Origin of the sequence: Paenibacillus sp. FSL L8-0436 (assembly GCF_038593025.1) — a bacterium.
Classification (GTDB): domain Bacteria; phylum Bacillota; class Bacilli; order Paenibacillales; family Paenibacillaceae; genus Paenibacillus_AQ.
Genome location: NZ_CP151955.1, coordinates 442634 through 469265, shown reverse-complemented (window position 1 = coordinate 469265; position 26632 = coordinate 442634). Strand labels below are relative to the sequence as shown.

General features: G+C 52.3%; 22 protein-coding genes and 1 riboswitch. Of the genes, 9 read left to right on the top strand and 13 right to left on the bottom strand.

What is annotated here, in order from left to right:
• Window positions 1-217: 217 nt before the first annotated feature.
• Together cysT and NSS79_RS02190 are read right to left on the bottom strand one after the other, a co-directional pair.
• On the bottom strand, window positions 218-1057 hold the full coding sequence (gene cysT / locus NSS79_RS02195; RefSeq protein WP_340895194.1) for a sulfate ABC transporter permease subunit CysT: 840 nt from the start codon (window positions 1055-1057) through the stop codon (window positions 218-220).
• Window positions 1058-1200: 143 nt separating this feature from the next.
• On the bottom strand, window positions 1201-2316 hold the full coding sequence (locus NSS79_RS02190; RefSeq protein WP_342438104.1) for a sulfate ABC transporter substrate-binding protein: 1116 nt from the start codon (window positions 2314-2316) through the stop codon (window positions 1201-1203).
• A 416-nt stretch (window positions 2317-2732) separates the two neighbouring features.
• Here NSS79_RS02190 and NSS79_RS02185 point away from each other — a divergent pair, with 416 nt between their 5' ends.
• The gene (locus tag NSS79_RS02185) at window positions 2733-5036 is read left to right on the top strand and encodes an alpha/beta hydrolase (protein ID WP_342438103.1); all 2304 of its coding nucleotides are present in this window, start codon (window positions 2733-2735) and stop codon (window positions 5034-5036) included.
• Between the two features lie 88 nt (window positions 5037-5124).
• Here the strand turns inward: NSS79_RS02185 and NSS79_RS02180 are convergent, their stop codons facing one another.
• Window positions 5125-6174 carry a lactonase family protein gene (locus NSS79_RS02180; protein ID WP_342438102.1) on the bottom strand — a complete coding sequence of 350 codons (1050 nt, stop codon included), beginning with the start codon at window positions 6172-6174 and terminating at the stop codon, window positions 5125-5127.
• A 318-nt stretch (window positions 6175-6492) separates the two neighbouring features.
• On the opposite strand from NSS79_RS02180, the gene NSS79_RS02175 reads away from it, so the two are divergent.
• The 3 genes from NSS79_RS02175 (at window position 6493) to NSS79_RS02165 (ending at window position 8718) form a co-directional block, all read left to right on the top strand.
• A complete protein-coding gene (locus tag NSS79_RS02175; protein WP_038585188.1) occupies window positions 6493-6753 on the top strand; it encodes a GlsB/YeaQ/YmgE family stress response membrane protein in 261 nt (86 codons plus the stop codon).
• Window positions 6754-6963: 210 nt separating this feature from the next.
• On the top strand, window positions 6964-7470 hold the full coding sequence (locus NSS79_RS02170) for a cytochrome c biogenesis protein CcdC (protein ID WP_038585185.1): 507 nt from the start codon (window positions 6964-6966) through the stop codon (window positions 7468-7470).
• A gap of 285 nt (window positions 7471-7755) precedes the next feature.
• Complete coding sequence (locus NSS79_RS02165; protein ID WP_342438101.1) at window positions 7756-8718, top strand: L-lactate dehydrogenase; 963 nt, start codon at window positions 7756-7758, stop codon at window positions 8716-8718.
• Window positions 8719-8798: 80 nt separating this feature from the next.
• Here NSS79_RS02165 and NSS79_RS02160 read toward each other — a convergent pair whose 3' ends face one another.
• A complete protein-coding gene (locus tag NSS79_RS02160) occupies window positions 8799-10829 on the bottom strand; it encodes a methyl-accepting chemotaxis protein (protein ID WP_342438100.1) in 2031 nt (676 codons plus the stop codon).
• Between the two features lie 209 nt (window positions 10830-11038).
• Window positions 11039-13375, bottom strand: a complete 2337-nt coding sequence (locus NSS79_RS02155; protein WP_342438099.1) for a heavy metal translocating P-type ATPase — start codon at window positions 13373-13375, stop codon at window positions 11039-11041.
• A 229-nt stretch (window positions 13376-13604) separates the two neighbouring features.
• Between NSS79_RS02155 and NSS79_RS02150 the strand changes: the two genes are divergently transcribed.
• On the top strand, window positions 13605-14588 hold the full coding sequence (locus NSS79_RS02150) for a cation diffusion facilitator family transporter (protein WP_342438098.1): 984 nt from the start codon (window positions 13605-13607) through the stop codon (window positions 14586-14588).
• A gap of 107 nt (window positions 14589-14695) precedes the next feature.
• Here NSS79_RS02150 and NSS79_RS02145 read toward each other — a convergent pair whose 3' ends face one another.
• The 8 genes from NSS79_RS02145 to NSS79_RS02110 all read right to left on the bottom strand — a co-directional run bounded on the left by NSS79_RS02145 (window position 14696) and on the right by NSS79_RS02110 (window position 21449).
• Window positions 14696-15061 (bottom strand): metalloregulator ArsR/SmtB family transcription factor, encoded by a 366-nt coding sequence (locus NSS79_RS02145; protein ID WP_038585175.1) that lies wholly within the window; start codon window positions 15059-15061, stop codon window positions 14696-14698.
• 130 nt (window positions 15062-15191) lie between these two features.
• The gene (locus tag NSS79_RS02140; protein ID WP_342438097.1) at window positions 15192-15929 is read right to left on the bottom strand and encodes an ABC transporter permease; all 738 of its coding nucleotides are present in this window, start codon (window positions 15927-15929) and stop codon (window positions 15192-15194) included.
• A gap of 1 nt (window position 15930) precedes the next feature.
• A complete protein-coding gene (locus NSS79_RS02135; protein ID WP_076111666.1) occupies window positions 15931-16647 on the bottom strand; it encodes an ABC transporter permease in 717 nt (238 codons plus the stop codon).
• Window positions 16644-17555, bottom strand: a complete 912-nt coding sequence (locus NSS79_RS02130) for an ABC transporter ATP-binding protein (protein ID WP_038585166.1) — start codon at window positions 17553-17555, stop codon at window positions 16644-16646. Before NSS79_RS02130 ends, NSS79_RS02135 begins: the two co-directional genes overlap by 4 nt.
• A gap of 71 nt (window positions 17556-17626) precedes the next feature.
• Window positions 17627-19054 (bottom strand): HAMP domain-containing sensor histidine kinase, encoded by a 1428-nt coding sequence (locus NSS79_RS02125; RefSeq protein ID WP_342438096.1) that lies wholly within the window; start codon window positions 19052-19054, stop codon window positions 17627-17629.
• Window positions 19051-19725 carry a response regulator transcription factor gene (locus NSS79_RS02120; RefSeq protein WP_342438095.1) on the bottom strand — a complete coding sequence of 225 codons (675 nt, stop codon included), beginning with the start codon at window positions 19723-19725 and terminating at the stop codon, window positions 19051-19053. Before NSS79_RS02120 ends, NSS79_RS02125 begins: the two co-directional genes overlap by 4 nt.
• Window positions 19726-19828: 103 nt before the next feature.
• Window positions 19829-20866: an EAL domain-containing protein gene (locus NSS79_RS02115; protein WP_342438094.1), complete on the bottom strand. Its 1038-nt coding sequence runs from the start codon at window positions 20864-20866 to the stop codon at window positions 19829-19831.
• Between the two features lie 142 nt (window positions 20867-21008).
• A complete protein-coding gene (locus tag NSS79_RS02110) occupies window positions 21009-21449 on the bottom strand; it encodes a pyridoxamine 5'-phosphate oxidase family protein (protein ID WP_342438093.1) in 441 nt (146 codons plus the stop codon).
• Between the two features lie 247 nt (window positions 21450-21696).
• On the opposite strand from NSS79_RS02110, the gene NSS79_RS02105 reads away from it, so the two are divergent.
• From NSS79_RS02105 to NSS79_RS02090, 4 genes are all read left to right on the top strand, one after another.
• Window positions 21697-23160 carry a hypothetical protein gene (locus NSS79_RS02105; RefSeq protein ID WP_342438092.1) on the top strand — a complete coding sequence of 488 codons (1464 nt, stop codon included), beginning with the start codon at window positions 21697-21699 and terminating at the stop codon, window positions 23158-23160.
• A 79-nt stretch (window positions 23161-23239) separates the two neighbouring features.
• A complete protein-coding gene (locus NSS79_RS02100) occupies window positions 23240-23845 on the top strand; it encodes a sigma-70 family RNA polymerase sigma factor (protein ID WP_342438091.1) in 606 nt (201 codons plus the stop codon).
• Complete coding sequence (locus NSS79_RS02095; protein ID WP_342438090.1) at window positions 23823-25220, top strand: hypothetical protein; 1398 nt, start codon at window positions 23823-23825, stop codon at window positions 25218-25220. Before NSS79_RS02100 ends, NSS79_RS02095 begins: the two co-directional genes overlap by 23 nt.
• A gap of 73 nt (window positions 25221-25293) precedes the next feature.
• Window positions 25294-25404: riboswitch (TPP riboswitch) on the top strand.
• 124 nt (window positions 25405-25528) lie between these two features.
• A complete protein-coding gene (locus NSS79_RS02090; RefSeq protein ID WP_342438089.1) occupies window positions 25529-26599 on the top strand; it encodes an ABC transporter substrate-binding protein in 1071 nt (356 codons plus the stop codon).
• Window positions 26600-26632 lie beyond the last annotated feature (33 nt).

Here is a 26632-nt window from a genome sequence, read left to right as displayed (position 1 = left end):
CCTCCTAAATTTTTGTGAGCGTTACCTCACCAAATGGGCTTCGACAAAAATCGCTTCGAAAGCATACGCTTAAGTTTTGTTAGGATAAGCAGCTTTGATTAATCTTCGTACAAAACTAGCTTCGGAAGCATATGCTTAATTTTTGTGAGCAATACCTCACCAAATGGGCTTCGACAAAAATCGCCTCGAAAGCATACGCTTAAGTTTTGCACTTCCCTTACCGTGAGCTTTTGCGGGCCCAGCGCTGCAGCAGGTTAATCACGAACAGCATCAGGAAGGAGATCAGCAGGAGAAGAAGCGCCACAGCTGTGGCACCGGCATAATCGAATTGCTCCAGCTTGGTCATAATGAGCAGCGGGGCAATCTCCGTTCTCATCGGCATGTTTCCGGAGATGAATACCACGGACCCGTATTCTCCGATCCCCCGGGCAAAAGCCAGTGCAAAGCCGGTGAGCAGCGCAGGGAACAGCTCCGGCAGCACAATCCGCAGAAAGGTCCGCCAGCGGCCTGCCCCCAGCGTCGCAGCAGCTTCTTCCATGTCCCTGTCCAGATCCTCCAGCACGGGCTGTACGGTGCGGACAACAAACGGAATGCCGATAAACATTAGCGCAAGCGTGATGCCCAGCGGCGTGAAGGCAACCTTCAGGCCGAGCGGCTCCAGCAGGGAGCCGATCCAGCCATTCTGTGAGTAAAGTGCTGTCAACGAGACACCCGCTACGGCTGTCGGCAGTGCAAACGGGAGATCGATCAGGGCGTCGAATACTCTTTTCCCCGGAAACTCATAGCGTACCAGCACCCATGCCAGCAGCAGTCCCAGAAAAGCATTCGTCAAAGCTGCCGCTGCCGCAGTGCCGAGGCTGACCCGGTAGGAAGCCAGGACGCGCGGGTCTGTGGCTACATCCCAGAATTTAGCCCAGCTGAGCCCGGTGGAGTTGAAAAGCAGCGCCGAAAGCGGCAGCAGGACAACGAGACTCAAATACAGCACACTGTAGCCCATCGTAAGCCCGAAACCGGGCAACACCTTACGCCGCACCGCAGCCGTAGTAGTGACATTCATTTACGTATTCATCCTTTCCTGCCTTCAGCTTATAGGCTGATCAGCACCCTTAACGGGACGAACTATCCGAAGCGTATCTTTACAGACTTCGGCTCTATCGCCAGCATCGAGATCTAAATGACCCGCACTTAAAGTAAGAGTTGTTAGCTGCCCGGCACATAAATCTTGTCGAAAATGCCTCCGTCATTGAAATGTTTCTCCTGCGTTTCTTTCCAGGTGCCGAATTTATCAGCCAGCGTAAACAGCTTGATATCCGGGAATTGGTCCTTGAACTGCTCCTTCACACTTTCCAGTGTGGGGCGGTAGTAGTTCTCTGCAGCTATTTTTTGACCTTCTTCGGTGTAGAGATATTTCAGATAAGCCTCGGATACCTCACGTGTCCCTCTTTTATCGACAACCTTGTCGACTACGGCAACCGGAGGTTCAGCCAGAATGCTCTCGGAAGGATTCACAATTTCAAATTTGTCCGGCCCCAGCTCTTTGATGGACAGATAGGCTTCATTCTCCCAGGCAATCAGCACATCACCGATTCCGCGTTCCACAAAGGTTGTCGTAGAACCACGCGCCCCGGTATCCAGTACCGGCACATGCTTGAACAGCTCCTGCACAAATTCCTGTGCTTTGGCTTCGTCATTATTGTTGTGGTCGAGCGCATATCCCCAAGCCGCCAGATAGTTCCAGCGTGCACCGCCGGAGGTTTTCGGATTTGGTGTAATCACCTCTACACCTTCCTTAAGCAAATCCGGCCAGTCCTTTATGCCCTTAGGATTGCCTTTGCGCACGAGGAAAACAATAGTCGACGTGTAGGGCGAGCTGTTAAGCTCAAATTTATTTTGCCAGCCTTCATTGATGAGTCCTGTTTCCTGCAGAGCGTCAATGTCATATCCAAGTGCCAGTGTGACTACATCCGCTTCCAGACCGTCAATAACGGCACGGCTTTGTTTGCCTGACCCGCCATGGGACTGCTTGACCGTTACTTTCTGGCCAGTTTCCTGCTCCCAATAAGCCGAAAAAGCCTTGTTGTAGCTCTCATAAAGCTCACGTGTAGGATCATAGGATACATTCAGCAGCTCTACCGGATCTTTAGACGCTGCTTTGGTCGCTTCTGCCGTTGCCGCCGCATTGGTGCTCTCCGGCGTACCGGTTGCTGCACCTGCGCTGTTGTTCGTATGGTTAGTATTACTTCCGCAAGCAGTAAGCCCTGCCGTCAACAATAGTGTAAATCCAGTGAGCAGCCCCTTCTTGATCCCTTTCTTCATCACAATCACTCCCCCATGTTTTCTCTTAAATAGATGATTGCAGAACTCTCTATGCGCTAATTTTTACAAAAAAAGGACGGAGGAAGGCCCACGTATGGCAGGTCAAATCGGTCCTGAAAGACACGTATCTGCGAGCCTGAATCGGGCGTTCCTCCGTCTGTACGGTAAGAACTATTATTCAATTATTCCTACCCGTTTAGTAGGTTATAAGGACATAATACTGAAAGCTCCTTACCCTGTCAAACCTTTTTTTAGAAAAAGACGGCAATCAGACATTCTCCGGCTGAGCGGCAGCAAGTGGCGGCCGTTCCTGCAAGATCCACTTGTCATTAAAGCTCTAAAGTAATAAGATTGCTACATCTAATAGGGGAAAAAGAGAGAGTGGAAATCACCGCAAAATGTCGGGGGAGACAATCATGGGAATGGATTTGGAGTATGCTCCGGCGCCGGGGAGACCGCGGCTGCACCGGAGGATACGCAGCAGCCTTGCAAAGCGAATTAGGGAAACTTACCGTTATGATACAGCACTATGGAGGATGGCAATTACCGGTCCTTGGATAATATGTGTTCTTATATTTACGGCGGCTATTCTGGGCATCCCCACCGGCCTGGGTGCCCCGGCGGATATTATATTGGCGGCCGGAACCGGGACCCTCTTCCTCGCTCTGGCAGCTAACATACTGGCTCTGGTGCTGGCATTGACCGGACTGCCTGTCCCGCGGTTATTTACGGGCTCTATATTGAGTGCGGCGGGCGCCGTTCTGCTAATCCTCTATTATGCTGAATTGGAGATTGAAGCAGCGGCTGCCGTTGCTGTTCTTGCCGCTTTATTCGGCGGGTTCGGGGGACTCGTATTTGGCCTGCTGCGCAGCAGGCGGATCGTTTCGGGACTGCTGCTCGCAGTTGCTGTCGCCTTATCTTCGATAGCACTGCCCATCAAGAGCCACGGCGGAGCGATGCCCGTGTTGGCAGCGTCCACGGTGATGGAGGATGATATCCCCGCCGCAAATCCGGGAGAGCCCGGTGACTATACCTATCGCAGCTTTACTTACGGCAGCGGCGAGGACTTACACCGTTCTGAATACGGCAAGGAAGTCGGTCTTCTCTCCTCCACTGCGGATGCCTCGGCCTATATCAAAACCTGGCCCAAGCTGCGGACTATATTCTGGGGATTCGACTACAGCTCGCTCCCGTTAAATGCCCGTGTCTGGATGCCCGACGGTGAAGGCCCCTTCCCGCTTGTGCTTATGGTTCATGGCAACCATATGATGGAGGACTACTCCGACGGAGGCTACACTTACTTAGGCCAGCTGCTGGCCAGCCGGGGATTTATCGCGCTCTCCCTGGATGAGAACTTCCTGAATTATTCAGCCTGGTCCGGCATTCCCGACAACGACTTCAAGGTGCGGACCTGGATGATTCTGAAGCATCTCCAGCAGATTGGTGTCTTCAACGAGCAGGCTGGCAACCCTTTCTATCACAAGGTGGATTACACCAAGACCGCCCTGCTCGGCCATAGCCGCGGCGGGCAGGCTGTTGCCATGGCTGCCGATGCGGAACGCTGGTTCAAAAGCGATCCCGTGCTGGCTGACGCCAAAAAGTTTTCGATAGCCTCGGTCATTGCCCTCGCTCCCACAGATAAGGCAATCGACGATCAGCAGGCTAAGCTGATTGACGTCAATTACCTGACCCTGCAAGGCGCACGGGACGGGGATGTACATGACTTCTATGGAGACCGCCAGTATATTCGTTCTAGTTATTCCCGCGGCTCCTCCGCTTTCAAAAGCTCTTTATATATCGCCGATGCCAATCATAGCCAGTTCAATACCGACTGGGGACTCTTGGATCAGTCATTGCCGGCAGGATTGTTCCTCAGCCGAACACATATTATGGACGGAGACGAGCAGCGGCAAATTGCTAAGGTCTATGTAGCCGCATTCCTGGAAACAACCCTGCATGGAGAGGCTGACTATCGCGGGCTATTCCGCAATTACCGCAGCGGAGCGAAGTGGCTGCCGGATACTGCATATTATAGCCGATTTCAGAGCGGAGAATTCATCCCGGTAGCCACTTTTGACGAAGACCGCAACAAGAACACAGCACTAGGGGGAACAGCAGCTGTCACGGGTCTTAGCTGGACGGAAGAAGTTGCCCGGGACCGTGAGCTGAAGAGCAAAGCAACACATGGCATCCTGCTTGAACGCAGTGCCGTCAACAGCGGCGAAGAAGCTGCTTACACCATCACGCTTAAGGATAGTGTCACTAGCGATATTGCCGAGTCCGATGCAGAAGGCCTGAGCTTTTCCCTGGCTAACCGCAACGCCGATGCCGATGCTGATGAGGATGAGGACACCGGCACTGCCGACAATACCAAGCCTTCCCTCTCGCCTGATGTAGTGGTCGAACTCACGGATAGCAATGACATTGCCGCCCGCCTGCCGCTGGATGAGGTGATGGAGGTTCTGCCGCTGCCCCAAACCCAGTTCACGGTAAATCCCTGGCTGGAAAAACGGATAAGCGACGGCAAATACGGTGATCTTTCGGAAGCCGTGTTCCAGACCTACGAGCTGCCGCTTGAAGCCTTCCTGGAGGAAGAGCCTGCACTTGATCCCGGCAAGCTGACTGAAATAACCTTCTATCTGCAGGAAGAAGGCGATAAAATCATGCTCGACGATATCGGATTTTATAATAGATCCGGCGAAATCAATGGATTGCACTAAATAGGGCCTCTCCCTTTTGCTGATTAACAGCGAAGGGAGAGGCCCTTATCCTATTATTCCTATTACAATTCCTTATTCTTGTTTCTTGTTACAGGGCTTTTATGCAGACCGGTGAAGGAACTTCCAGTTCATTGCCGGTAGGAATCAGCCTGCCACTCTCACAGTCGATTCTAAACGAGACGATATTGCCGCTGTTCTGATTGGCAGCGAGCAGCATTCCCCCCATAATAGCAAAGTTGCGCGGTGTCCGGCCGCCCGAATTGACCCAGTCTGCCGGTTCAATCAGACCTGTAGCTGCATCAATAAGGAATAGGGCGATACTGTCATGCCCGCGGTTAGAGGCATAAAGGAACCGTCCGCAAGGAGAAACATGAATGTCAGCAGCCGTATCATCACTGCCCGCTGTGTACTGCTCCGGCAGTGAGCTGACACTCTGGAGTACTCTCAGGTCCCCTTGCTGTTCGTCGCTTGCAAATACCGTAATGGTGCTGTTCAGCTCATTGATCAGATATAACCATTGTTCCGTGGGGTGATAGGCTAGGTGGCGCGGGCCTGAACCGGGAGGCAGGTCCACTTCACGATGTGTAATCAGCTTGCCGTCCTGCACACGGTACAGCAGAACCTGATCGAGACCCAGATCGCAGACCAGCACCCGCCCGCCGGTACTATCGGGAATTACCGAATGGGGATGCGGCGCTTCCTGGCGGTCTGTGCGAATCCCTGAGCCTTCATGCCGGACCTGGGCCGACATCTCTTGGAGAGAACCGTCCCCGCCCACAGGGAACACGTTGACATTGCCGCCCGTGTAATTGGCGACATATATGTAATCCCCTTGCGGATGAATGGAGACATAACAGGGGGCACCGCCTTCTGTACTTCTGCCGCCTAGAGGGTGCAAGGCTTTGGTTCCGGCTTCAATGGCAAAAGCATGAATTTCGCCCTCATCCTGTTCGCTCGCTGCATATAGAACAGTTCCCGCACGGTTTACGGCCAGATAGGACGGATTCTCAATGCCCTTAGTACCGTTCAGAACTCTCATTTCCCCTGTATCCTTGTTCAAAGCCCCCAGCAGAATAGCATCCTCTTCCTTGGTATTATAAGTCCCCACATAAAATAGTACTTCATTAGGCTGTTCCATAGCAGCGTCTCCTTTTAGTGTAATAGCAGCGTATCTTGCTTGACCCCGGGAGATCCGCTTTCGGAGCCATCGTTTGCAGGTGTATTCCCTTACTTCTTATATACCCTGCAAAGCACCCTGTTCACTCATATCCGCGCTTCATTTTCACTATAACATGTTTATATACCCAACACATTAGGCGGGTTAAACAGCATCTTTTGGGGCATACTTGAATACTGATAATAAGCAGCAAGACAATATTTTACACATGGTTTAAACGTTCCGCTTGAGGTTAATAGTAACCATCGAAGATAACAAACACAAAGGAGCTGAAGCATAATGAGTTTATTATGGATGTTAATTGTAGGCGGAGTAATTGGTTGGTTGGCAGGTCTGATCATGGGCAGAGATATTCCTGGAGGCATTATCGGCAACATTATTGCCGGTGTTCTGGGTTCATGGCTCGGTGGCATGCTGCTTGGAAGCTGGGGACCAAAAATCAGTGATTTCTACGTCTTCCCTTCATTGATTGGTGCCATTGTCCTGATCTTTATCGTCAGCCTGATCCTCCGTTCGGTCGGTGGACGCAGCCGTTCTTAAGCTTGCCGGCGATCGAAGCTGACCAGATGAGTTGAACATTTGGACACAATAAACCCGCCAGGGTCACCCTGGCGGGTTTATTGTGTCTGGACGATCAGAGATCCTCAGCATACCTGCCTGAATTTTAGTTTCAGCTGCGATTCTGAACATCACAGAATTTCTGCTATAATGGAGAAATAGTGACACAAATCACAGAGAGGAAAGTGAATCATGGGCAATATTAACCCCTCGCTTCTGCATGTGGGCTCCACACTGGGGGCCGTGTTTATGGCGCTGATGGTTATTTTTATCCGCCTGAAGGCAAGCGCGAGACCGGTAACCCTCCGTAAAATATGGATACCGCCGCTCGGCATGTCCACAGGTTTTGCCATGTTCGTTGTACCAGAGGTCCGGTTTCCCTGGTGGTGGGCAGTTACGGCTTTCCTGATCGGCTGGTTCATTTTCGCCTATCCGCTAATGCGCAGCACGGTCTTTGAAGAACGGGACGGGCTGATCTACGCCCAGCGTTCCAAAAGTTTCGCCTTCATTCTGCTCGGATTACTGCTGATCCGCACAGTACTTCATGAGTTTATCAACCGATATGTATCCATACCGCAGTCAGGCGGATTATTTTTCATTCTGGCCTTTGGCATGATCCTCCACTGGAGGGTGTACATGTATAAGCGCTATACCCGAATGGCTCTGCCGAAGGCACCTATTCCCCAGCCCCGCGGATAAAAATGAAGCATAAAATGAGTAAAAGAGCATTTCATTGACCTTAGGGCCGCACGAATGCTCTTTTTTTATTTCCGGAAGTCCACCTGCACGCTACAAGCATAGAATATTCTATAACTCTGCCCAGTCATTCCTAACCTCCCATGTCATTTGTGGCAAAAAACGTTCGGCAAAAACACTCTTTTTCACCTTCATGTCAGGTAACTTGCAATCAGATCAGTTAAAATATAAGCATACTTCACCAAGGAATAGGAAATGTATACTTTTTAGAGAGCGAGGAGAAGGCAATTGAAAACAAAATCGAGAAAAGTGGCGATCGTCGGCTCCGGTAATGTGGGCTCCAGCTGTGCCTATTCCATGGTCAACCAGGCGATATGCGATGAGATCATGATGGTCGACCGCACCTATGACTGGGCCATGGCACAAGCGCTTGACCTCTCGCACTGCATGGATTTCACAGGGACACGCACCAAAGTATATGCCGGTACCGCAAGCGATTGCGGCGGAATGGATGTCGTTATCCTGACTGCCGGGGCCAATCCCAAACCGGGTCAGACCAGACTTGATGTCCTGGATGATGCTGCGGTTATAACCAAGGCTATTATTACGGAAATTATGGCTAGCGGATTCGACGGTATCTTTGTAATTGCCGCCAATCCGGTTGATATTGTCACCTATATGGTATGGAAAATCTCCGGACTGCCGCGCCACCGCATTATCGGCACCGGCACCTCTATTGATTCATCGCGGCTGAAGACGCTGCTCTCAGAAGTATTCTCCATCGATCCCCGCAGTGTGAACGGCTATGCACTCGGCGAACATGGGGAATCCCAGTTCGTTGCCTGGTCGCATGTAACGATCGGCGGCAAACCGCTTCTGCAGATTATGGAGCAGCACCGCGAGCGGTTCAGGGATCTGGATCTGGAGGATCTCGCCCGCAAAACGAAGGATGCCGGCTGGGAGATCTTCACACGCAAAGGCTCCACGCATTTCGGCATCGGCAGTGCTCTGGCTTATATCACTCGCTCCATCCTGAATGATGAACACAAAATCATTGCCGTCTCGGCGATTCTGGACGGGGAGTACGGGCAAAAGAATGTATGCGCCGGAGCTCCTGCCATTATCGGCGGGGGCGGCATTCAGGAACTGCTGGAGCTGAATCTCAGTGATCAGGAGTATGCGAAGTTTGATGCTTCATGCGGCATCATCCGATCCGGCATCGAAAGCCTGCACCTGGAAGAGAAGGTTTAATTCTTAGCTCAAACGAAACAGCCCCCGGCTGCCGCGCTGCAATGCGCGAAGCCGGGGGCTGTTCTTATTTTATCTGCTGATTAACGGAATTTTTCGATCTCTTCTTTCAGCTCGGACATCATCAGATTCAGTGATTCCGCAGAATTGACTACCTGCTTCATTAGCTCCTTCTGATCCGTTGAGGCCTCAGCGACCGCCTGGGCGTTGTCCGCGGAAGTCTTGGCGATAATCAGCATATCGGAAATGGATGCCGTAATTTCTTCCGTGCCTGCAGACATCTCTTCATTAATAGCGGATACGTCCTGGATCTGCACTGAGACCTCACGGATGGAGGAACGGATATGGTCAAAGGCAGACCCAACTTTCGTCATCTTGTCCATACCATCGCCGATTTCGGAAATGCTCTTCTCCATGGATACTGCAGCATTCGTTGTTGAATCCTGAATTTGTCTGATTAATTCAACAATATGCACAATCGCTGTATTGGTTCGCTCGGCCAGCTTCTTCACTTCATTCGCTACCACTCCGAAGCCCCGTCCATGCTCACCCGCTCTGGCTGCCTCGATGGAAGCATTCAAGGACAGCAGCCCTGTCTGGTTGGATATCTCTGAAATCACATCGACGATTTGCCCGATTTGTTCCGATTGCTGTGTCAGTGTGCCGATGAGTTCAGCAGTCTGGCCCGCAGTAGAACTGATTACCTTCATCTGTTCAAAAGTCGCCTTGATCTCATGATAGCCGTTCTCGACCTCCACACTTACGGACTCCGCCTGATCGGATACACTCACGGAGGATTCAGCAATCCTTTGCAAGCCCACCGCCATCTCTTCCGTAGCCCGTGCGGACTGCTCCGAACCTCTGAACTGCTCCTCCATTCCCTGCGCCACTTCCTGAATCACCTCTGCAATCTCTGCCGAAGTGTTGGAGGACTGAGTGGCGTAATCCAGCAGACCTTCCGCAGATACCGCTACCTCCACTACGGTTGTATCGATCTTGCTGACAATTCCGGACAGGGATTCAATCATATGATTGATACTCCGGCTCATCTGGCCAATTTCATCCTCTGAGCCAACAGCCACCCGCTCATTCAGCCGTCCGTCTGCCACCCTTTTCATCACTTCCGAAATAGCGACAATCGGCTTAACAATCTTCCGGGTAAGGTAGAGGGACAATACCACGACAAGCAAAATAACGATGACTACAAAAATTGTCGTCAAGGTCTGGGCCGAATTCACTTTAGCGTAAACTTCGCTTTTGGGAACATTAATCAGCAGCTTCCAATCGGTGCCAGGGATGGTTTTGAAATATGTAATAAGAACTTCGCCCTCTTCGCCCTTATAAGTTACCGAACCGTCAGGCTTGCTCAATATACTTTTAACCGCTTTTTGCGTCCCGGGTTTCTCTGCATAATCCGCAATATTTTTCCCGATCTTGCTCGGATCAGAGGATGCATAATAGTTCCCTTCCCCTGAAACTATAAATCCGTACCCGGTTTCTCCCACCTTGATATTTTTGGCCATTTCCATCATTATTTCCGGTGTAACCGAAAAGGCAATACCGCCGTTAAACTGGTTATTCTTATCCATAATTGGGACCATAATCGTAATGATATGTTTATTCAGCTGTTTCAGAAAAGTCATATCAGCTATTGACGGTTTATGTGTCTCCTTGGCCTCTAAGAAATACGGGGAGGTACCCGAATCTGCCGTCATCCCCATCATATTGCTGAGTTTGCCTTCTTTACTGATAACGCTATAGCCTTCAGACTGAGTGTCACTGTCTTCGAGCACACTGATTACCGGAAAAATGCTCTCCGGCACTGCCGTATCGAACTCGGGATGCATAGCGATCAGTTCCTGCACCGCAGAGGTTTTAGACTCCAGCCATTCCCCGAGCTGGGAACTATTCATATTCAGAGTACTTTCCGCCAGCTCTTGACTATCCGACTTGGTTACACCGCCGAAATACTGCATAAAAAAGATGGTTGCTCCCAGCAAAGGCACGATGGAAATGGCAAGAATCACAAGCGACCATTTCGTCTGCACGGAGACTGGCTTTCTTTTCTTTGCTTTCATTTTCATTTTTTCCTGCTTCATTTCTGTCTCTTCCACCTTAAGTCCTCCTAGCAGTACTAGATACAATTTTCCAATTGCTGTAAATGTATACTAATATATCGGCAAAAACAGACATAAATCATTACATTCACGACAAAAAATAAGCCCTTAGTCCCACAATATGGAATCTAAAGAGCTTACTTTTTCATACTATTTTCATGTTTTTTCACATAATTTTCAAGCTAGCTGCAGGACTCCTATGACATTCATTCTGTTGTAGGCGCCTGCAGCGCCCTGATGCTGTTCAGCACAGCAAGTACGGTTACACCCACATCCGAGAATACCGCCTCCCACATTGTAGCAATCCCGAATGCACCCAGCAGCAGAAAGATCGCCTTGACCGCCAGGGCAAAAATTATATTCTGCCAGACAATGCTCCGCGTCCGCTTGGCTATTCCGATGGCTGCCGCAATCTTCGACGGTTCGTCGGTCATAATGACAATATCCGCCGCTTCAATCGCTGCATCCGAGCCAAGTCCGCCCATTGCAATGCCCACATCTGCCCTCGCCAGCACAGGGGTATCGTTGATTCCGTCGCCGACAAAAATAATTTTCTCCCGCTGTGACTTCTCCTTCTCCAATCTTTCGACAGCTTCCACTTTATGCTGCGGCAGAAGCCCGGCATGAATTTCATCAATTCCCAGCTGGCGTCCGACAGCCTCCGCTACCGATGAGGAGTCACCTGTCAGCATGACCGTCTTGCGGATGCCTAACGCCTTCAGTTTGCGGATCGCCTGAAGGGAGTCGTCCTTCACTTCATCAGATATGACCAGATACCCTGCATATTGTTTATCAACAGCGATATGAACAATTGTTCCGCTCACCTCAGGAGTCCGGCTGGAGATTCCCTCGCGCTCCATGAGCCGGGCATTTCCGGCGAGCACTGCCCTGCCTTCTACAGTAACAGCTATGCCATGACCGGAGATTTCATTGTAATCGGCAATAGCTTCACCTGGAATATCTGCGCCGTAAGCCGACCGGATGGATTCCGCAATAGGATGGGGCGAATGGCTCTCTGCATAAGCGGCAAGCCGCAGCAGCTCACTCTCGGCAATACCTTCCGCAGGAAAGATGCCAGTAACTTTGAACTGCCCTTTCGTCAGCGTTCCCGTCTTATCGAACACGACAATCTTCACATCATTCAGTGCCTCAAGATAATTGCTGCCTTTAACCAGAATGCCATTCCTGGAAGCCGCTCCAATGCCGCCGAAGAAGCCAAGCGGAATGGAGACGACCAGCGCGCAGGGGCAGGAAATGACGAGGAAGACAAGCGCCCGGTAAATCCAATCCGAGAAGGTGGCCCCACTAATAAACAGTGGCGGCAGTACTGCCAGCAGCAAAGCTGTAATGACTACAACCGGAGTGTAGGCCCGGGCAAATTTCGTAATGAAATTCTCTGTTTTCGCCTTGTTGCTGGAAGCATTCTGCACCAGTTCAAGAATTTTGGATACCGCTGATTCCCCGAAGGTTTGAGTGACCTGAACGGTAATCACACCATTGCGGTTGATAAAGCCGCTCAGCACCTGAGCCCCCGGCTCAGCCGAGCGTGGCACCGATTCTCCGGTAAGCGCGGACGTATCCATCATTGCACTGCCCTCGAGGATTGTTCCGTCAAGCGGCACCTTTTCACCCGGCTTGATAACAATGATGTCTCCGACGGCTACTTCCTCCGGCGATACTTTTCTCAGCTTCTCCCCTTCCTTGAGAAAGGCAAATTCCGGACGGATATCCATCAGCGCTGTAATGGAGCGGCGGGAACGGTTAACTGCCAGACCCTGGAAGAGTTCGCCAACCTGATAAAAGAGCATGACAGCAACGCCTTCCGGGTACTCACCGATGGCGAAAGCCCCGATCGTCGCCAGTGCCATCAGGAAATTCTCATCGAACACTTGGCCGCGGACAATATTCCTTGCGGCTGACCAGACGACCTCACCGCCGACAATAAAATAAGCGGCCAGGAAAATCAACAGCTCCGGGAATCCGCTGACCGGCAGGAACATTCCGGCTGCCGCTAGAATTCCGCCGGCGCCCAGCCGCAGCAGGATTTTGCGTGTATCCCCTTCCCCGTGCTCATGACTATGGGTGTGGCCATGAGCTTCATCCTGTGCATGTGCATGATTATAGGCTTCATCACTGCCATGAGTGTGACTGTGTCCGTGGGCCTCCCCCTGGCTATGTCCGTGAGTGTGGCCCTGATGTTCATGCTGGGCATGACTGTGGGCTTGACCTTGTGCTTCTGAGGATGCAGAATTCACAGCAGCAGCCTGTTGTTTCTTCCTTGCACCGGCAGTTTGCACCTCCTTCAGCTTCACATGCGGCTCAAGGGCAGTTACTGTCCGCTTTGCCTCTTCGGATACCGTGTCCGCATAAGCTGCGGCAGTCTCCAGTGTCATCATCTTCATAGCGAAATTTACGGAGCAGGATGACACTCCTTCAATCTTTTTCACCTTGTTCTCAATTTTCATGGCGCAATTTGCGCAATCCAGACCCTCGAGCACCCACTGACGTCTTACGTTTCCCTCCACCGCATTCAAATCACTCATCTCCCTTGGAAAAAACTATATATGAGTATCTGTTCATATGTTTACTTACACATATTATATTCTCCCTAAACTTGCAGTGTCAATGCAGATTCCGTATACTCCACCACTTTTTTTAAAATGATAAGAAGATCACAATTGTTTCCAAAATGGACTTGTAATTCAGCTGAGTTGCGAATACTATTAACATATGAGCAGTTATTCATATGTTATTTTAGGAAGGGGTACCTGTATGACAAATCATCAACACAACGATAGCCACCATAAGTATGAACATCCGGGGCATGAGCACGGACACAATCATTCGGAACATAATCATACCGGCCATTCTCATTCCCACTCTCACGCACCCGATAACCTCAAAGGCCTATTAATCGCTCTGATCATTACCGGAAGCATCATGCTGCTGGAGTTCTTCGGCGGCCTGGTTACGGGCAGCTTGGCCCTGCTGTCGGACTCCGGCCATATGCTGGGCGATACTGTTTCGCTGGCCTTAAGCCTTGTCGCCATGATCTTTGCTGTAAAGCCCCCTTCTCTGAAAAATTCTTACGGTTACTACAGATTCGAGATTATGGCAGCCTTATTCAACGGAGTTACGCTGTTTATCATTGCCGGATTTATTATATGGGAAGCATATCAGCGTTTCTTCTCACCTCCGGAGGTAGCAAGCGGTACAATGATGATCATTGCGGCAGTCGGATTGCTGGCCAACCTGGTCAGCGCATGGTCTTTAATGCGAAAAAGCAATGTGCAAGAGAACATCAATGTCCGCAGCGCCTACCTTCATATCGTTAGCGATGCACTAGGCTCGGTCGGAGCTCTGCTTGCCGGGTTAATCATGAAATTATTCTCCTGGTATATTGCAGATCCAATCATCAGCGTGCTTGTCGCACTGCTCATCCTGAGAGGAGCCTGGGGCGTAATTAAACAGGCATTCCATATTTTAATGGAAGGAACTCCGCTTAACGTGAATACCCATGATGTTCAAGAAGCGTTGCTGCGCATTGACGGAGTCGTCGAGGTTCATGACCTGCATATCTGGACCATTACCTCAGGGCTGGATGCGCTTAGCGGCCATCTGCTGATTCAGGACCCTAAGGATCATCAGCGTGTTCTCCAGAAGGCCATCAGCCTCGTGGAAGAAACTTTCGGCATTCACCATTCGACGCTGCAAATTGAGAACTCGTCCATGAAGCACAGAAGCCTGAAGGTTTAACGTGCATTAGCAGGACGGTGAAATCTCCTGACGCAAACAAAAGAAACCGTCCTTGCGCTAAGCCAGCGCAGGACGGTTTTGTGTTTACAGCTAAGTTCTCTGAAAATCTATTCATGTCTGATATGCTCATGCGTCTGCAGAAAAATCTGTTCCACATGCGCATCATTTAGTGAATAATAGACCGTCTTGCCCTCCTTGCGGCGCTTTACGATCCGTAGATTACGCAAATAGCGGAGCTGATGGGATACGGCCGATTGCCCCATGTCGAGGATGACCGACAAATCGTGCACACACAGCTCTCTCTGCGACAACGCGTAAATGAGCCGTACCCGGGTCGGGTCACCCAGCGCTTTGAACATTTCCGCCATTTTATCCGTTGTTCCGCGGTCCGGCAGAATCAGCGCTATAGATTCCGGTTCCAGCTCCGAACCATTGCATGTGTTGTCGCATTCTTCAAGTGCCGCTGGCTCCATGCTCTCGCCCTCCTCTAATATGCTTATCCGGTGTTACTGGTTGTTAATAGTATCTTCTACGATTAATTATAGAAAAAACTTCACCGGATGTCCATGAGAGGATTCAGCACAGCCTGCAGCATACGCGATATTATACCGCTTTGCGCCAGAAGTGGAGCAGGCCTCCCGCCAAAAAGAGAACCAGGCTTCCTGTAACTACCAGCATCAAGCTCTCCATCGGCAAATTAAAAGCTCCGAACTTATCTTCACCGTAAGGAGACATGGCCAGCAGCGGCTGCACCCAGGGATAATATGGGCCGTAGGTGGCTGAATTGGAAATGAGCATATTCGGTAAGGTCAGGCTTACATTCAGTGCCAGCGGTGCGCCGAAGCTGCTCCAGCCCTGGGATACTGCCAATTGCAGCGCGGCCAGCGGCAGGCAGGCGAACCAGCCGCCGAAGAGGCTGGTGAGAAGCAACTGCCAAGGCACGGCGCCTTCCGCACCGCGATATATCCCTAGGCCTACCACTACAACGATAAACAGCAGCTGCACGGCGGCCAGCATTCCCATAATCAGTGTGAATTTAGCCAGGTACACAGAACTTCGTGTTACAGGCAGGGACAACAACTGCTTCCAGCCGCCGTCGGTATGCTCGGAACGGCAGATTAGAGCCGCAAATATGCCGGCAAGCACGGGAAGGAACAACATTGAATGCATTAGCGACATTACACTCAGCAGCACCTGCCAGGTGATCTGCCTATCATCCTGCATATCGGCTAGCCCTCCGATAGGCAGCGCGACAGCCGGACTGAGCAAAATAAGCAGCCAGACATGAGATTTGGACATTTTTAGCTTCTCAGCCGATAGAACTCTCCAAAAGGTTCTCATCCTAGTCCACATCCTTTCGCGCAAAATGTATGGATCCCGGCAGCAGAATCAGCAGGCCAAGCAGCAAGCCTGCTCCGCTGAACAGCCAGGGCCGGGGAGCGCTCCAGGCTAGGGCCGGCCAGCTCAGGGGAACCCATTCCGACAGAAACAAGGAGAAGATGCTTAGCAGCGACAAGGTAATTCCCACCGACACCGGAAACGTCTGATTGCGGCTGGACAGGGAGAACCACAGCTGCAGTGAGATCACCGGGAGTGCTGCAGCATAAGAAGCAAAGCCGATTTGCAGCACCTTCGCATAAGGGATTGGCTGCGATTGGAACCCGAGGATCACACCCAAGCCCACCGTACCCGCCGCCAGCAGCAGACAGGAGACAGTAAGCAGCAGCAGGCAGAGCAGCAGCTTAGCCATAAAGACAGAGGTCCGGGAAATCGGCAACGCCAGGAGCTGCTTCCACGAACTCATTTGGTGCTCCACGTTGGCCATCATCGAACAGATCAGCGTGCCCCCCAGATAAAGGGCCACCGGAACGAAGTCGGCCACATTGCTGAGCAGTCCGCCCCATAAATCGGCACGATATTGCTGGGTCAGATAATCGTAACGCAGCCCAAAGTTCAGCCCCTGCATGGCAAGCAGGCCGATGGGGCCGAGAAAGACCAGGAACCACAGGCCTTTGCCGCGGATTTTCAGCCAGTCAGCGGACAGCGCCCGCCACATCATGATGCGCCTCCCTCAACAACCTGCAGGAAGAATTCCTCCAGTGATTGTCTGCGTTCTTCCACCCGGTAGATTGCATGTCCATCCTCGACCAGTTCCTTAATCAGGAGCGCCACTCTGGCATCGCTCATCCGCGGCAGCACGAGCCGCCCCTCCTGCATTTCACCGCCGCAGCCTCTTCGCAAGGCGAGCGCCAGTGCGGCTTCCGGCTCGGATACTGCTAGCCGGAGGTCTCCTGCCGCCTGCTGCTGCAGATGGGCAATGGAGTCCTGATAAACCATCTTGCCCTGGCGGATGATGCCGACCGTATCCGCCATCTGTTCAATTTCGCTCAGCAGGTGGCTGGACACAAGCACGGTAATTCCCTGCTCTTCCGGAAGCCGCTTGATCAGCGAGCGGATCTCCTGTATGCCTGACGGATCAAGCCCATTAGTCGGCTCATCGAGGATCAGCAGCTCCGGACTGCCGAGCAGTGCGGCAGCAATGCCCAGCCGCTGCTTCATACCCAGCGAGAAGCCCTTCACTGGCCGCTTTTCTTCTCCTGTCAGCGAGACAATATCCAGCACCTCAGCGATCCGCTGCTTCGGCACATTAAGAATCCGGCGGATCGCCTCCAGATTGTCCAGTGCGCTCAAATGCCCGTAATATGACGGGGACTCCACAAGCGACCCCACTTTGCGCAGAATCTGCAGCTTATTTTTACGAAGCTCCTGGCCGAATACCTTAATTTGCCCCGATGTCGGCTTGATCAGCCCCAGCAGCATGCGGATGGTCGTTGTTTTGCCTGCGCCGTTGGGTCCAAGAAAGCCGTAAATTTCACCTTTGCCAATATTCAGGTTCAAACGCTCCACCGCAGCCCGGCCGCGGTATTCCTTCAGTAAATCCTTTGTTTCAATCACAGTTTCTTTCATTCTCGTTCACCTCGGTAACTAGCATAACGTCCCAAGGTTAAAAGAGCGGCGGCAGCAAGTTTAAATTTCGTTTAAATTTTGTCCCGGCGCTGAGAAATGACAATAGAGGTACCCTGCTCACTGCTGTCGACCGTCCACTCCAGCTCCATCCGCTTAAGCAGCAGCTCTACAATAGACAAACCAAGTCCTGCCCCTTTGGAGTCGGAGTTGCTCATCATTCCCTTGCCATGATCCGAGACAACAATCACAGGGCGGCTGTCCCGGACTTCCAGCGCAATGCCTACATATAGTCCGCAGCGGGCGTGGCGCAGGATATTCTGAAACAGGTTGTCCAGAATCCGGCGGAACCAGCTCTCATCTATAGTCCAGTATAGAGGTTCACCCTCCAGGTCAATATCAACCTGGAACCCTTCCCTCTCCCAAAGCGGATACCAGGCAGCGGCACTTTCACGCAGCAGCCGCAGCACGTCCCTGCGCTCCAGCTTCAGCATTATCTTTCCGCTGCTGAGCAGATTATAAGAGAGCAGATTCTCGATCAGCACGCTGAGCCCGGCAATCCGTTCATCCATCAGTTCCAGCGATTCCTGCCCGCGCGGCGACAGGTTTTCCTTGCCCAGCACATGGAGATGAGTACGGATTACGGTGAGGGGAGTCCGCAAATCATGCGACAGATCCGAAACCAGGCGCTTGCGCAGTCCCTCCTCTTCCGCCTCTCTGGACCGGCTGGCAGTTAGCTCAGTCACCATCGTATTAAAGGCCTCCTCCAGACGGCCAATCTCATCCGTTCTGCCGCCGGAAGTAACGGGCTTCGGAATTCCGGCCCCGCCCGTGAAACTCATCGCCGTCTGCAGGCGCAGCAGCCGGGTTCGGATCCCTATGAAGAACAGCAGCGACACCACAATGAAGCCGGCAAAAAACAAAACCAGAACGATTAAATACCACGAGCTTAGCCCATCAATACTTTCTTCATCCCTCAATGCATCCGGAATTTGCATCACCATAAAACCTTCTCCGGCTTCCGCACGGTCTCCTACAAAGGCGACAATGGCGAGCGGATTAAGCTCTACGCTCTTTTTCATAAAGGCAACCGCTTCTGCAGCACTCCACTGCGCGGGCAAAACATCACCCTCTACCTGCTTCTGCAGCTCGGGATCTTCCGGCGTAAGGCTTAGCCTGGTTTTCCCGTGGCTGTCTACCCAGAACATCCCCGCCAAAGAATACTCACTGCTGAGTTGCCGCATCCGCTCATTGATCGCCTCCGGCGGTTTGCCCGACAGACCCAGCGCTTCCTCATGCCACATCTTCTCCAGCTTGGTGATGCTGGAGTAAGGGGCATATTCATCAGGCGGACCTTCCCGGGTCCATGCGCTGAATACGCCGTATCCGACAAAAGTTGCCGTCATCATGACAGGCAGGAACAGCAGCGCAGCAACAATAATCAGCAGATAACGGGAGAGCAGCGAGCTGCGCAGTTTGTGCGAGCGCCCGCTGGCCCTCATGCTCTCACCCGGTAGCCGATTCCCCGGACCGTCTCTATAATCTCCGGTGCCGCCGGGTCAAGCTCCAGCTTCTCGCGCAAATAACGGATATGTACCATCAGCGTCTTGTCCCCCTCTATGTAAGCCTCACCCCAGACGGCTTCATAGATCTGTTCCTTGGTCAGAATCTGCCCAAGATGGCGGAGCAGGTAGGAGAATATCTGAAACTGCTTGCCGGTTAACAGGATTTCTTTGCCGCTTGCCTCCTCTTGAATAAGGTGTTCTCCTTCATGGACGATCAGATGCTTAATCCTTAGCGGTGCAGGTGCCGCAGCACCGCTCCTTCTCAGCAGGACTTCAATCCGTGCAGCCAGCTCATCCGGGTGAAACGGCTTGGTCAAATAATCATCGGCGAATTCCAGCCCCTGGAGCTTATCGTCGATAGAGGTGCGGGCGGAGAGCATCAGAATTGGCAGCCCCGGGTACGTCCGCTTCAGCCGCTGCCCAACGGTGAAGCCGTCAAGACCGGGCAGCATGACATCGAGAATGGCCAACTGACAGCCGGCAGCCGCCTCCACTGCCCCTTCACCGCTCTCCAGCCAGCGGACGGCGTACTGGCGTTCCCGAAGATCGGCGGAAACCGCACTGCCAATCTCCCGGTCATCTTCAACATATAACAATGTAACGCTCATTTAGCTTTCAATCCCTTTCTCGGTGGAAATGGCAGGACATCATAAAATCCCCGAAGGCGGCGGATGACCGTCTGCGCTTCGGGGAGGATATAGGTTGTATTGATTATGCACGGTTTCCAAAACTAGCCGGGGGCTTGTCATCCGGCTTCCCGAAGAGATACCCCTGTCCCAGATCGATGCCGATGTCCCGGCAGAAGAGGAACTCTTCCCGCCGTTCGATTCCCTCGGCAAGCACCTTGGCACCAAAGGAACCGGCCCGGTTCACAATATCGAGTACGCTTCTCTGTTTCCGGTCGTCCTGATCGCAGAAGCTGATCAGACCACGGTCAATCTTTACATAATCCGGCTGTAATCTGGACATGACCTCCACTGTAGAGTAGCCCGCGCCCACATCGTCCAGCGCCACCCGCATGCCCTGCTGCCTGTATTCGGCAAATATGCTCTGGAGATGTCTGATATCGCTTATATTCTCCGTCTCCACGACCTCAAATACAAAATCTTCCGGGTCCTCTTCCAAACGATGAATCGCTTCGAAGGTATGAGTGAGACAATATTTAGGATTATAGATAGAGGAGGGCAGAAAATTGATAAACCGCTTGATGCCCTTGGGCAGCAGTCTTTTGCCGGTCTCAATCGCCGAGATTCGTGCAGCCCGGTCGAGAAACGAGTGGAAGCCGGTCCGGCGGGCAATCTCAAACAACTCATAGGGCTGAAAGGGGCTACCCTGCGGCAGTGGCCGCAGCAGCAATTCAAAACCTACAATTTCTTCGTTAAAGTTCACGATCGGCTGCAAATGGCTGCAGAAATCATGATTTGAAATGATCGTGACCAGATTATCACTGGCAAACCGGACGCTCAGCTGTTCCAGCGTCAGCCAGCGTTCCACAGGAATACGCCGGGTATGCCCTTTTATACATAGGGACAGCGGCGTAGCCCACTCATTCTGCAATCCATCCAGAAGCTCCAGCAAATCTATGAGCTCCTCTCTGGAAGCATAGGCGGCTAATCCGGTATCCGCTGAGCCTGTCAGCTTATAGCCTGCAGCCCTTATAGCATTGGCGAGCGGAATCGGGCAGGGCCGCATCTTTAATTCTCCTGCGTCCTCTACCGGTTCGATGTCAGAGCACTCACTGCAGTTCATGTGCATTCTCCTCGCCTCTAGATGTCAGATTTCAGTCCAGTAATTATAACATGATTTACCATAAGCCAGCTATCTTCCGGACGGCAAAAAGCCATCTATAAACCGTAGGGTTTAAGATGGCCAGCTGCTTCATATCTTAGGTTTATTTGCCGTTAACTGCGGACGTAGGCTGCCAAACGCCATGCTCTTCGTTTTTGCCAACATACTCTATCCGTGCCGGTGCAAGCTCCAGAATGACATAGTCAGGATCATCCGGTCCCTTGAACCATTGCTCCAGTGATTTGTTCCATACTTTGGCCCGTAAGCCTTCATCCTTGGTGACGGCAACTGTTGCTTCGATCTCCAGCACATCCTTACCGCCGCCCTTTTCATATCCAAGCAGCAGAAAAGCATGCGGATTATCCTTCAGCTCTTCTACCTTATGCGTCTTCCGATTGGTAGCGAGGTAAATGTTTAATCCGTCATGAAATACCGCCATATAACGCACCTTAGGTTTGTTGCCGGCTTCTATCGTGCCGAAGGAACCGAACTTATTGTCATCCAGCGCTTTGATGATATTTTGCTCCAGCTCATTGTTATCCATTGACGAAACAGCTCCTTTCCAATATGTGTGCTTATTATAGTGTACCCGTCCGGCTCAGAATGAATCCGGGACAAAATCATGAACTCACTTATGCTTTTCTCCGGCCCAAGGGCTGAAAGTATGTCATTGCCGTGGCTGCAGGCACTGGCCATTTTTGCAGGAATCCTATTTGTGCTCAGCTTGGCAGCCTGGAAATTAGGGTAATATAGAAGATGTCAATATCCTGTGCATAAGGGTGGAACCGTTAATGACTGAGCATTTCTCCGAACACACCGAACCTACACTACATACCGTTCTACTGCAGTTTATTTTCCCCTTCTCCATCAAGGACGGTGAGGACAAGAGCCTGGCCCGGCAGCTTGGGCTTGACGGCTTCACCCGTTTTTTTCTTGACAACAAAGAGCTGGAGGATGCTTATTACGGCGAAGGCTACTGCGTATCCCATGAGAAAATGGAGCGCAGCTATCTGCCGTTCGCAGCCCATGTCCTATTCCCGCGGGACAAGGATAAAGAAGATTCCTTCCGCCGGTTTTCCCGGGTAAACGATCTGGCCTGCAGGCTGGAAATGACACAGCAATCCGTAAACTTCCGGGTACTCTCGACGGATGTATTCATTTGTCCGTTTCAGCTTGGATTTCTGACCGTAAGAGTCCGCATCGAGGAAGAGAATCTGCCCTTCAGCACCGCGCTGGAATTCGCCGACCGTTTCCGCACACTCGAGGATGTCTCCTACCAGGACAAACATACGTATATCCATTGCCAGGACAAAACCTTCGATCAGGTGGAGGATTTTGTGTTCAGGAATCTGGCTGATGGCCTGCAGCCCTTTATGGACCAATCGGAAATTGACGGGGCCTATTTCGAGACGCTTCCCTTCTTCGTTGATGAACGAATGCTGGTCCAAGCCTTTTACGGCTTCAACCGGCAGGAGGATGCAGACGAAATCAGCGTGGAGCTGCGTTACCGCGCCTCCCAGCTGGATGGGCTGAATCTGGACGGAAAACCCTATATCAGCGCCAGTGATCCCGAGTACATCGAAGAGTACTGCCAGGCACATTCGTACAACCGCTGGGGGCCGGATACCTACTATATGACCAACGAGCAGACCTTCTGCTGCCTGAGCCGGGCCGAACCGGAGGTAGCCATTCCACTGGTCAATCAGATGTACGGGCAGTATTACTACGGGCTGCTCCTTAGTATTTTCCACAAAATCGTCCTGTTGAAGCTTTCCAATCTCCACTCCCGGCTGCGTATCAACCACGATTATGATGAAATTGAGAATCTGATCTTCCTGATTAACAAGTTTTCGGCCAAGTTTTATTTTCTGGAGCTGATTTCACAGTCGCAGGGCCGGGAGATCTTCATCCAGCTGCGCAAAGTATACGGCAATGACGCCCTCTTTGATGAAGTCAAAATGACCCTAAACGACCTGTTCCAGTACCAGGAGAAATTCCAGGCTAAACGCCGGGATACGCTGCTGATGATTCTGACCGTCTTCACAGTGGTGAGCGGCATCTACGGGATGAACCAGGTCATTGAAGATTTGAAGGGACGCATTGAATGGAGCAAAATGCTGGAATACTCTCCTTTTGAATATTTGGCACTGCTGCTCACCTTCACCGGGATCCTCGTCAGCATCCTCCTGACGCTGAAAGAACTGTGGAACGGAATCCGCAGCCGCCGCAGAAAAAGATTTTATTCCAAGGATTGATAAGCTGCCGGAAACCCGCATGAGTGATTTGCCCTCCGGGCGACGTAGTAATGAATAGTATATACGCCGGAGGTTGCCTATGACGTTCAATCCTAATGACAGCCTGGCATGGGCCGGGCGGTTCAAAAACAAAGATAAAAAAGCACTCGCAGAAGCGATAGATTTCTTTGGCCCTGATGTGCAAAGACTGGTCCGGCGTATTCTGTCCGGCACCGGAAGCGCGGAGGATGTTGAGGAATGTGTGAGCGATGTGTTTATGGCGGCATGGAGCGGAATCAGCCGTTATGAGCCCGAGCGCGCCTCCTTCCGCACCTGGCTGTTCCTGCTGGCCAAATACAAAGCGCTGGACCTGAGACGCAAGCTGCTGCGCCGGGGCGGAACCGGAGAAGCAGCTGCTGCCGGAGCTGCATGGAATGAGATTTCCGCCGAACAGGAGGTTCTTTCCCGCGAGACGGCCAGTGAATTGATCGGCTGCGTGCAGCAGATGGGCGAACCGGACCGCAGTCTGTTTCTGCGCAGATATTTCCTTTATGAGAGCCTTGATCAGCTTGCGCAAACCTTCAGTCTCAGTAAAAAGGCAGTCGAAAGCCGCTTATACCGTTGCCGGACGCTGCTCAAGCAGGCGTTAGGCCTGTCTGAGAGTCAGGGAAAGGAGGCGCAACATGGCCAAAGACATGAAAATTGAGGAACAGCGCCTGTTTGGGATGATTGATTCTATGGGCTTCAGCGATGCAGAGCTTGCCTTAAGTGTTCTGCCGGAGGTTGACCAAGGTCTGTATCTGGCAGACGAAGAGGAGGCAGCTTCGCTCGCCCGCGTCAAAGCACGTACACTTGCCCGTCTGGAGCCCGAAGCCGCTGTCCACACCTTCCGTTCCTTCGCCCGGAGATCCCGGAGGCGGAATATCTTCGCGGCCGCAGCGGCAGTAATACTCATCGCTGCCGGTATGCTCGCTTTCTCTCCTGAGGTACAGGCCGGGTTAAGAAAGGCGCTGAGTTTCCTTCCTGGCTTCGGCACCGTTGTGGAGAACAGCCCCGGTGACCGGATCTATGTACTGAGCAAACCCTATGACATTGCTGTGGGGGACGGAAGTCTGACCGTGGATGCCGTTCTCCTGCAAGAGCTTGGCGGGAGCATTACGCTTCGCGGCCGGAAAGTCCCTGAAGTCAGCGAATTTGAGGCAGATATCGGCGGCAACCGCTATACTTTCACCTCTTATATGCGTTCGTCCTCGGAGGGAGAGTGGTACGGCAGCTACAGTTCAACTCAAGCGGTGCAACTGAAGAAGGATAATCTTCTAACCCTGCATCTGGGCGGCACAACCGTTGGTCCGTTACAGCTTAACGCTCCGAAGACAGCTGAGGAGCTCGGGGAACTCGGCGCAAGCGATATACAGCAGGATGTGCGGATTACTGCTTTTCCGGTGGACCTTGGCGGCGGGCTTGTCCGTGTCCAGTTATTGCCCACTCTGACGGCGGAATCCGGGCTGACTGTCCATTCTTACGGACTGGAGCCGCTGGTGCCTGGATCAGGTCTCTATATAGAGAACGCGGCAGGAGAAAAGGCGGCACTGGAGCAGCCTGAATCCATGTCCTATCCTTCCGACCTCCGGTTTCGTGAGACTGCCGGGGCGGGCGCTTGGCCTTATACGGTCTTCATTCCTTATATTGAAGTTTCAGATCGTGACGCCGTATCTGCAGAAATAGAGATTCCGCTGCCTGAGATCGGCCAGGAGAAAAGGCTCCACACACGCGCGGAAATCGCGGGCTTTCCGGTAGAGTTCACCCGCATTGAACGTACCGGCGAGACGGCTGCCAGCGTCGATGTGAATGTGAATTTCAATGCCGCTAAGCTGCGGACGCTGAAGTATTTCCTTATTCGCTATCCGGGGCAGGCGGACAACAGCTCGTTCTCTTGGGTGAATACGGACCAGACCTACGGCGTGATGAAGACCCTCCATTTAGAAGCAAAACCCAGGGAGGATAAGCTGCGGTTTAGGCTGTCCGAGCCGCATTTTCTGCTCAAAGGGCCCTGGCGCCTGCCGCTGAAGCTTGATAGCTAAGCAGAGTTGCTACTGGACAACTATGGAGCGGGCGTCTATAATACACCGTAAGAACACAGCAATACCTATAACTTCATAGTACCAGGGGTGCTGGAATTGGCCGGCTGAGATTGTATCCCACAAGATACTGACCCTTATACCTGATCTGGATAATGCCAGCGTAGGAATCGTCAATCGCTTACGGCCGTTTATGGCCCAAGCACAACCTTGCGCAAGTAACTGGTGTCCCGATTCTCGGGGCGCCTTTTTTGTATGGGACTATTCAGAATTTGGAAGACTAGGGTTGCTGGAAGGAGAGAAGAAGAGAAATGGGAGTCACAAAAGTATTAAAGCTCAGCCTCACCTGCATGCTGGTCTTTGCCATTGCCGGATGCGGCAATAGCAATGGGAACTCTGGCGGGAATGCGGCAGAGACTGCCGGGAACAGCACTACTGCTCCTGAAACCACTGCCGGGGCAGCAACGGACGCTCCTAAGGAGCTGACCAAGGTCAAGGTCGCGCTGGACTGGACGCCGAATACAAATCATACCGGGCTTTATGCGGCAAAAGAGCTGGGCTATTACGAAGAGGAAGGGCTGGATGTTGAAATCGTGCAGCCGGGCGCTGCCGGGTCCGACACGATGGTTACCTCGGGCGAAGCCGCTTTTGGCATCAGTGCTCAAGAGGCGCTGACGCTGGCCCGCCTGCAGAAGGTGCCGCTCGTGTCCATCGCCGCTATCATTCAGCATAATACCTCCGGGTTCGCTGCACCGAAAGACCGCAATATTAAGACACCGAAGGATTTCGAAGGCAAAACCTACGGTGGCTGGGGTTCCCCTGCCGAAGAAGCGGCCATGAAAGCCATTATGGACCCCGAAGGCGGAGATGTGAAAAAGGTGAAGCTGGTGAACATCGGTGAAGCGGACTTCTTCACCGCCGTGAAACGCGACATTGATTTTGCCTGGATCTTCTATGCCTGGACCGGGATTGAAGCGGAGGTGCGCGGAGAACCGCTCGACATGCTCTACCTCAAGGATTATGCCCCCCAGCTCGATTACTACACGCCGGTCCTGACTACGAGCGAGAAGGAAATTGCCGAACATCCGGAGCTGGTGAAGGCTTTCCTTAAGGCTACCTCGAAAGGTTATCAATACGCCATTGATCAGCCGGAGGAAGCCGCAGCCATTCTATCCAAAGCTGTTCCCGAGCTGGATCCCAAGCTGGTCCTGGCCAGCCAGAAATGGCTCAGCCCGAAATACAAGGATGATGCCGTCCGCTGGGGCGAGCAGAAGAGCGAGGTCTGGCAGGATTACGCCGACTGGATGTATGGCCTGAAGCTGCTCGATCAGCCGCTGGATGTTCCAAGCACATTTACGAATGAATTTTTGCCAGCTAACTGATTAAGGATGAAACCATTTAAACTGAGAGGATTG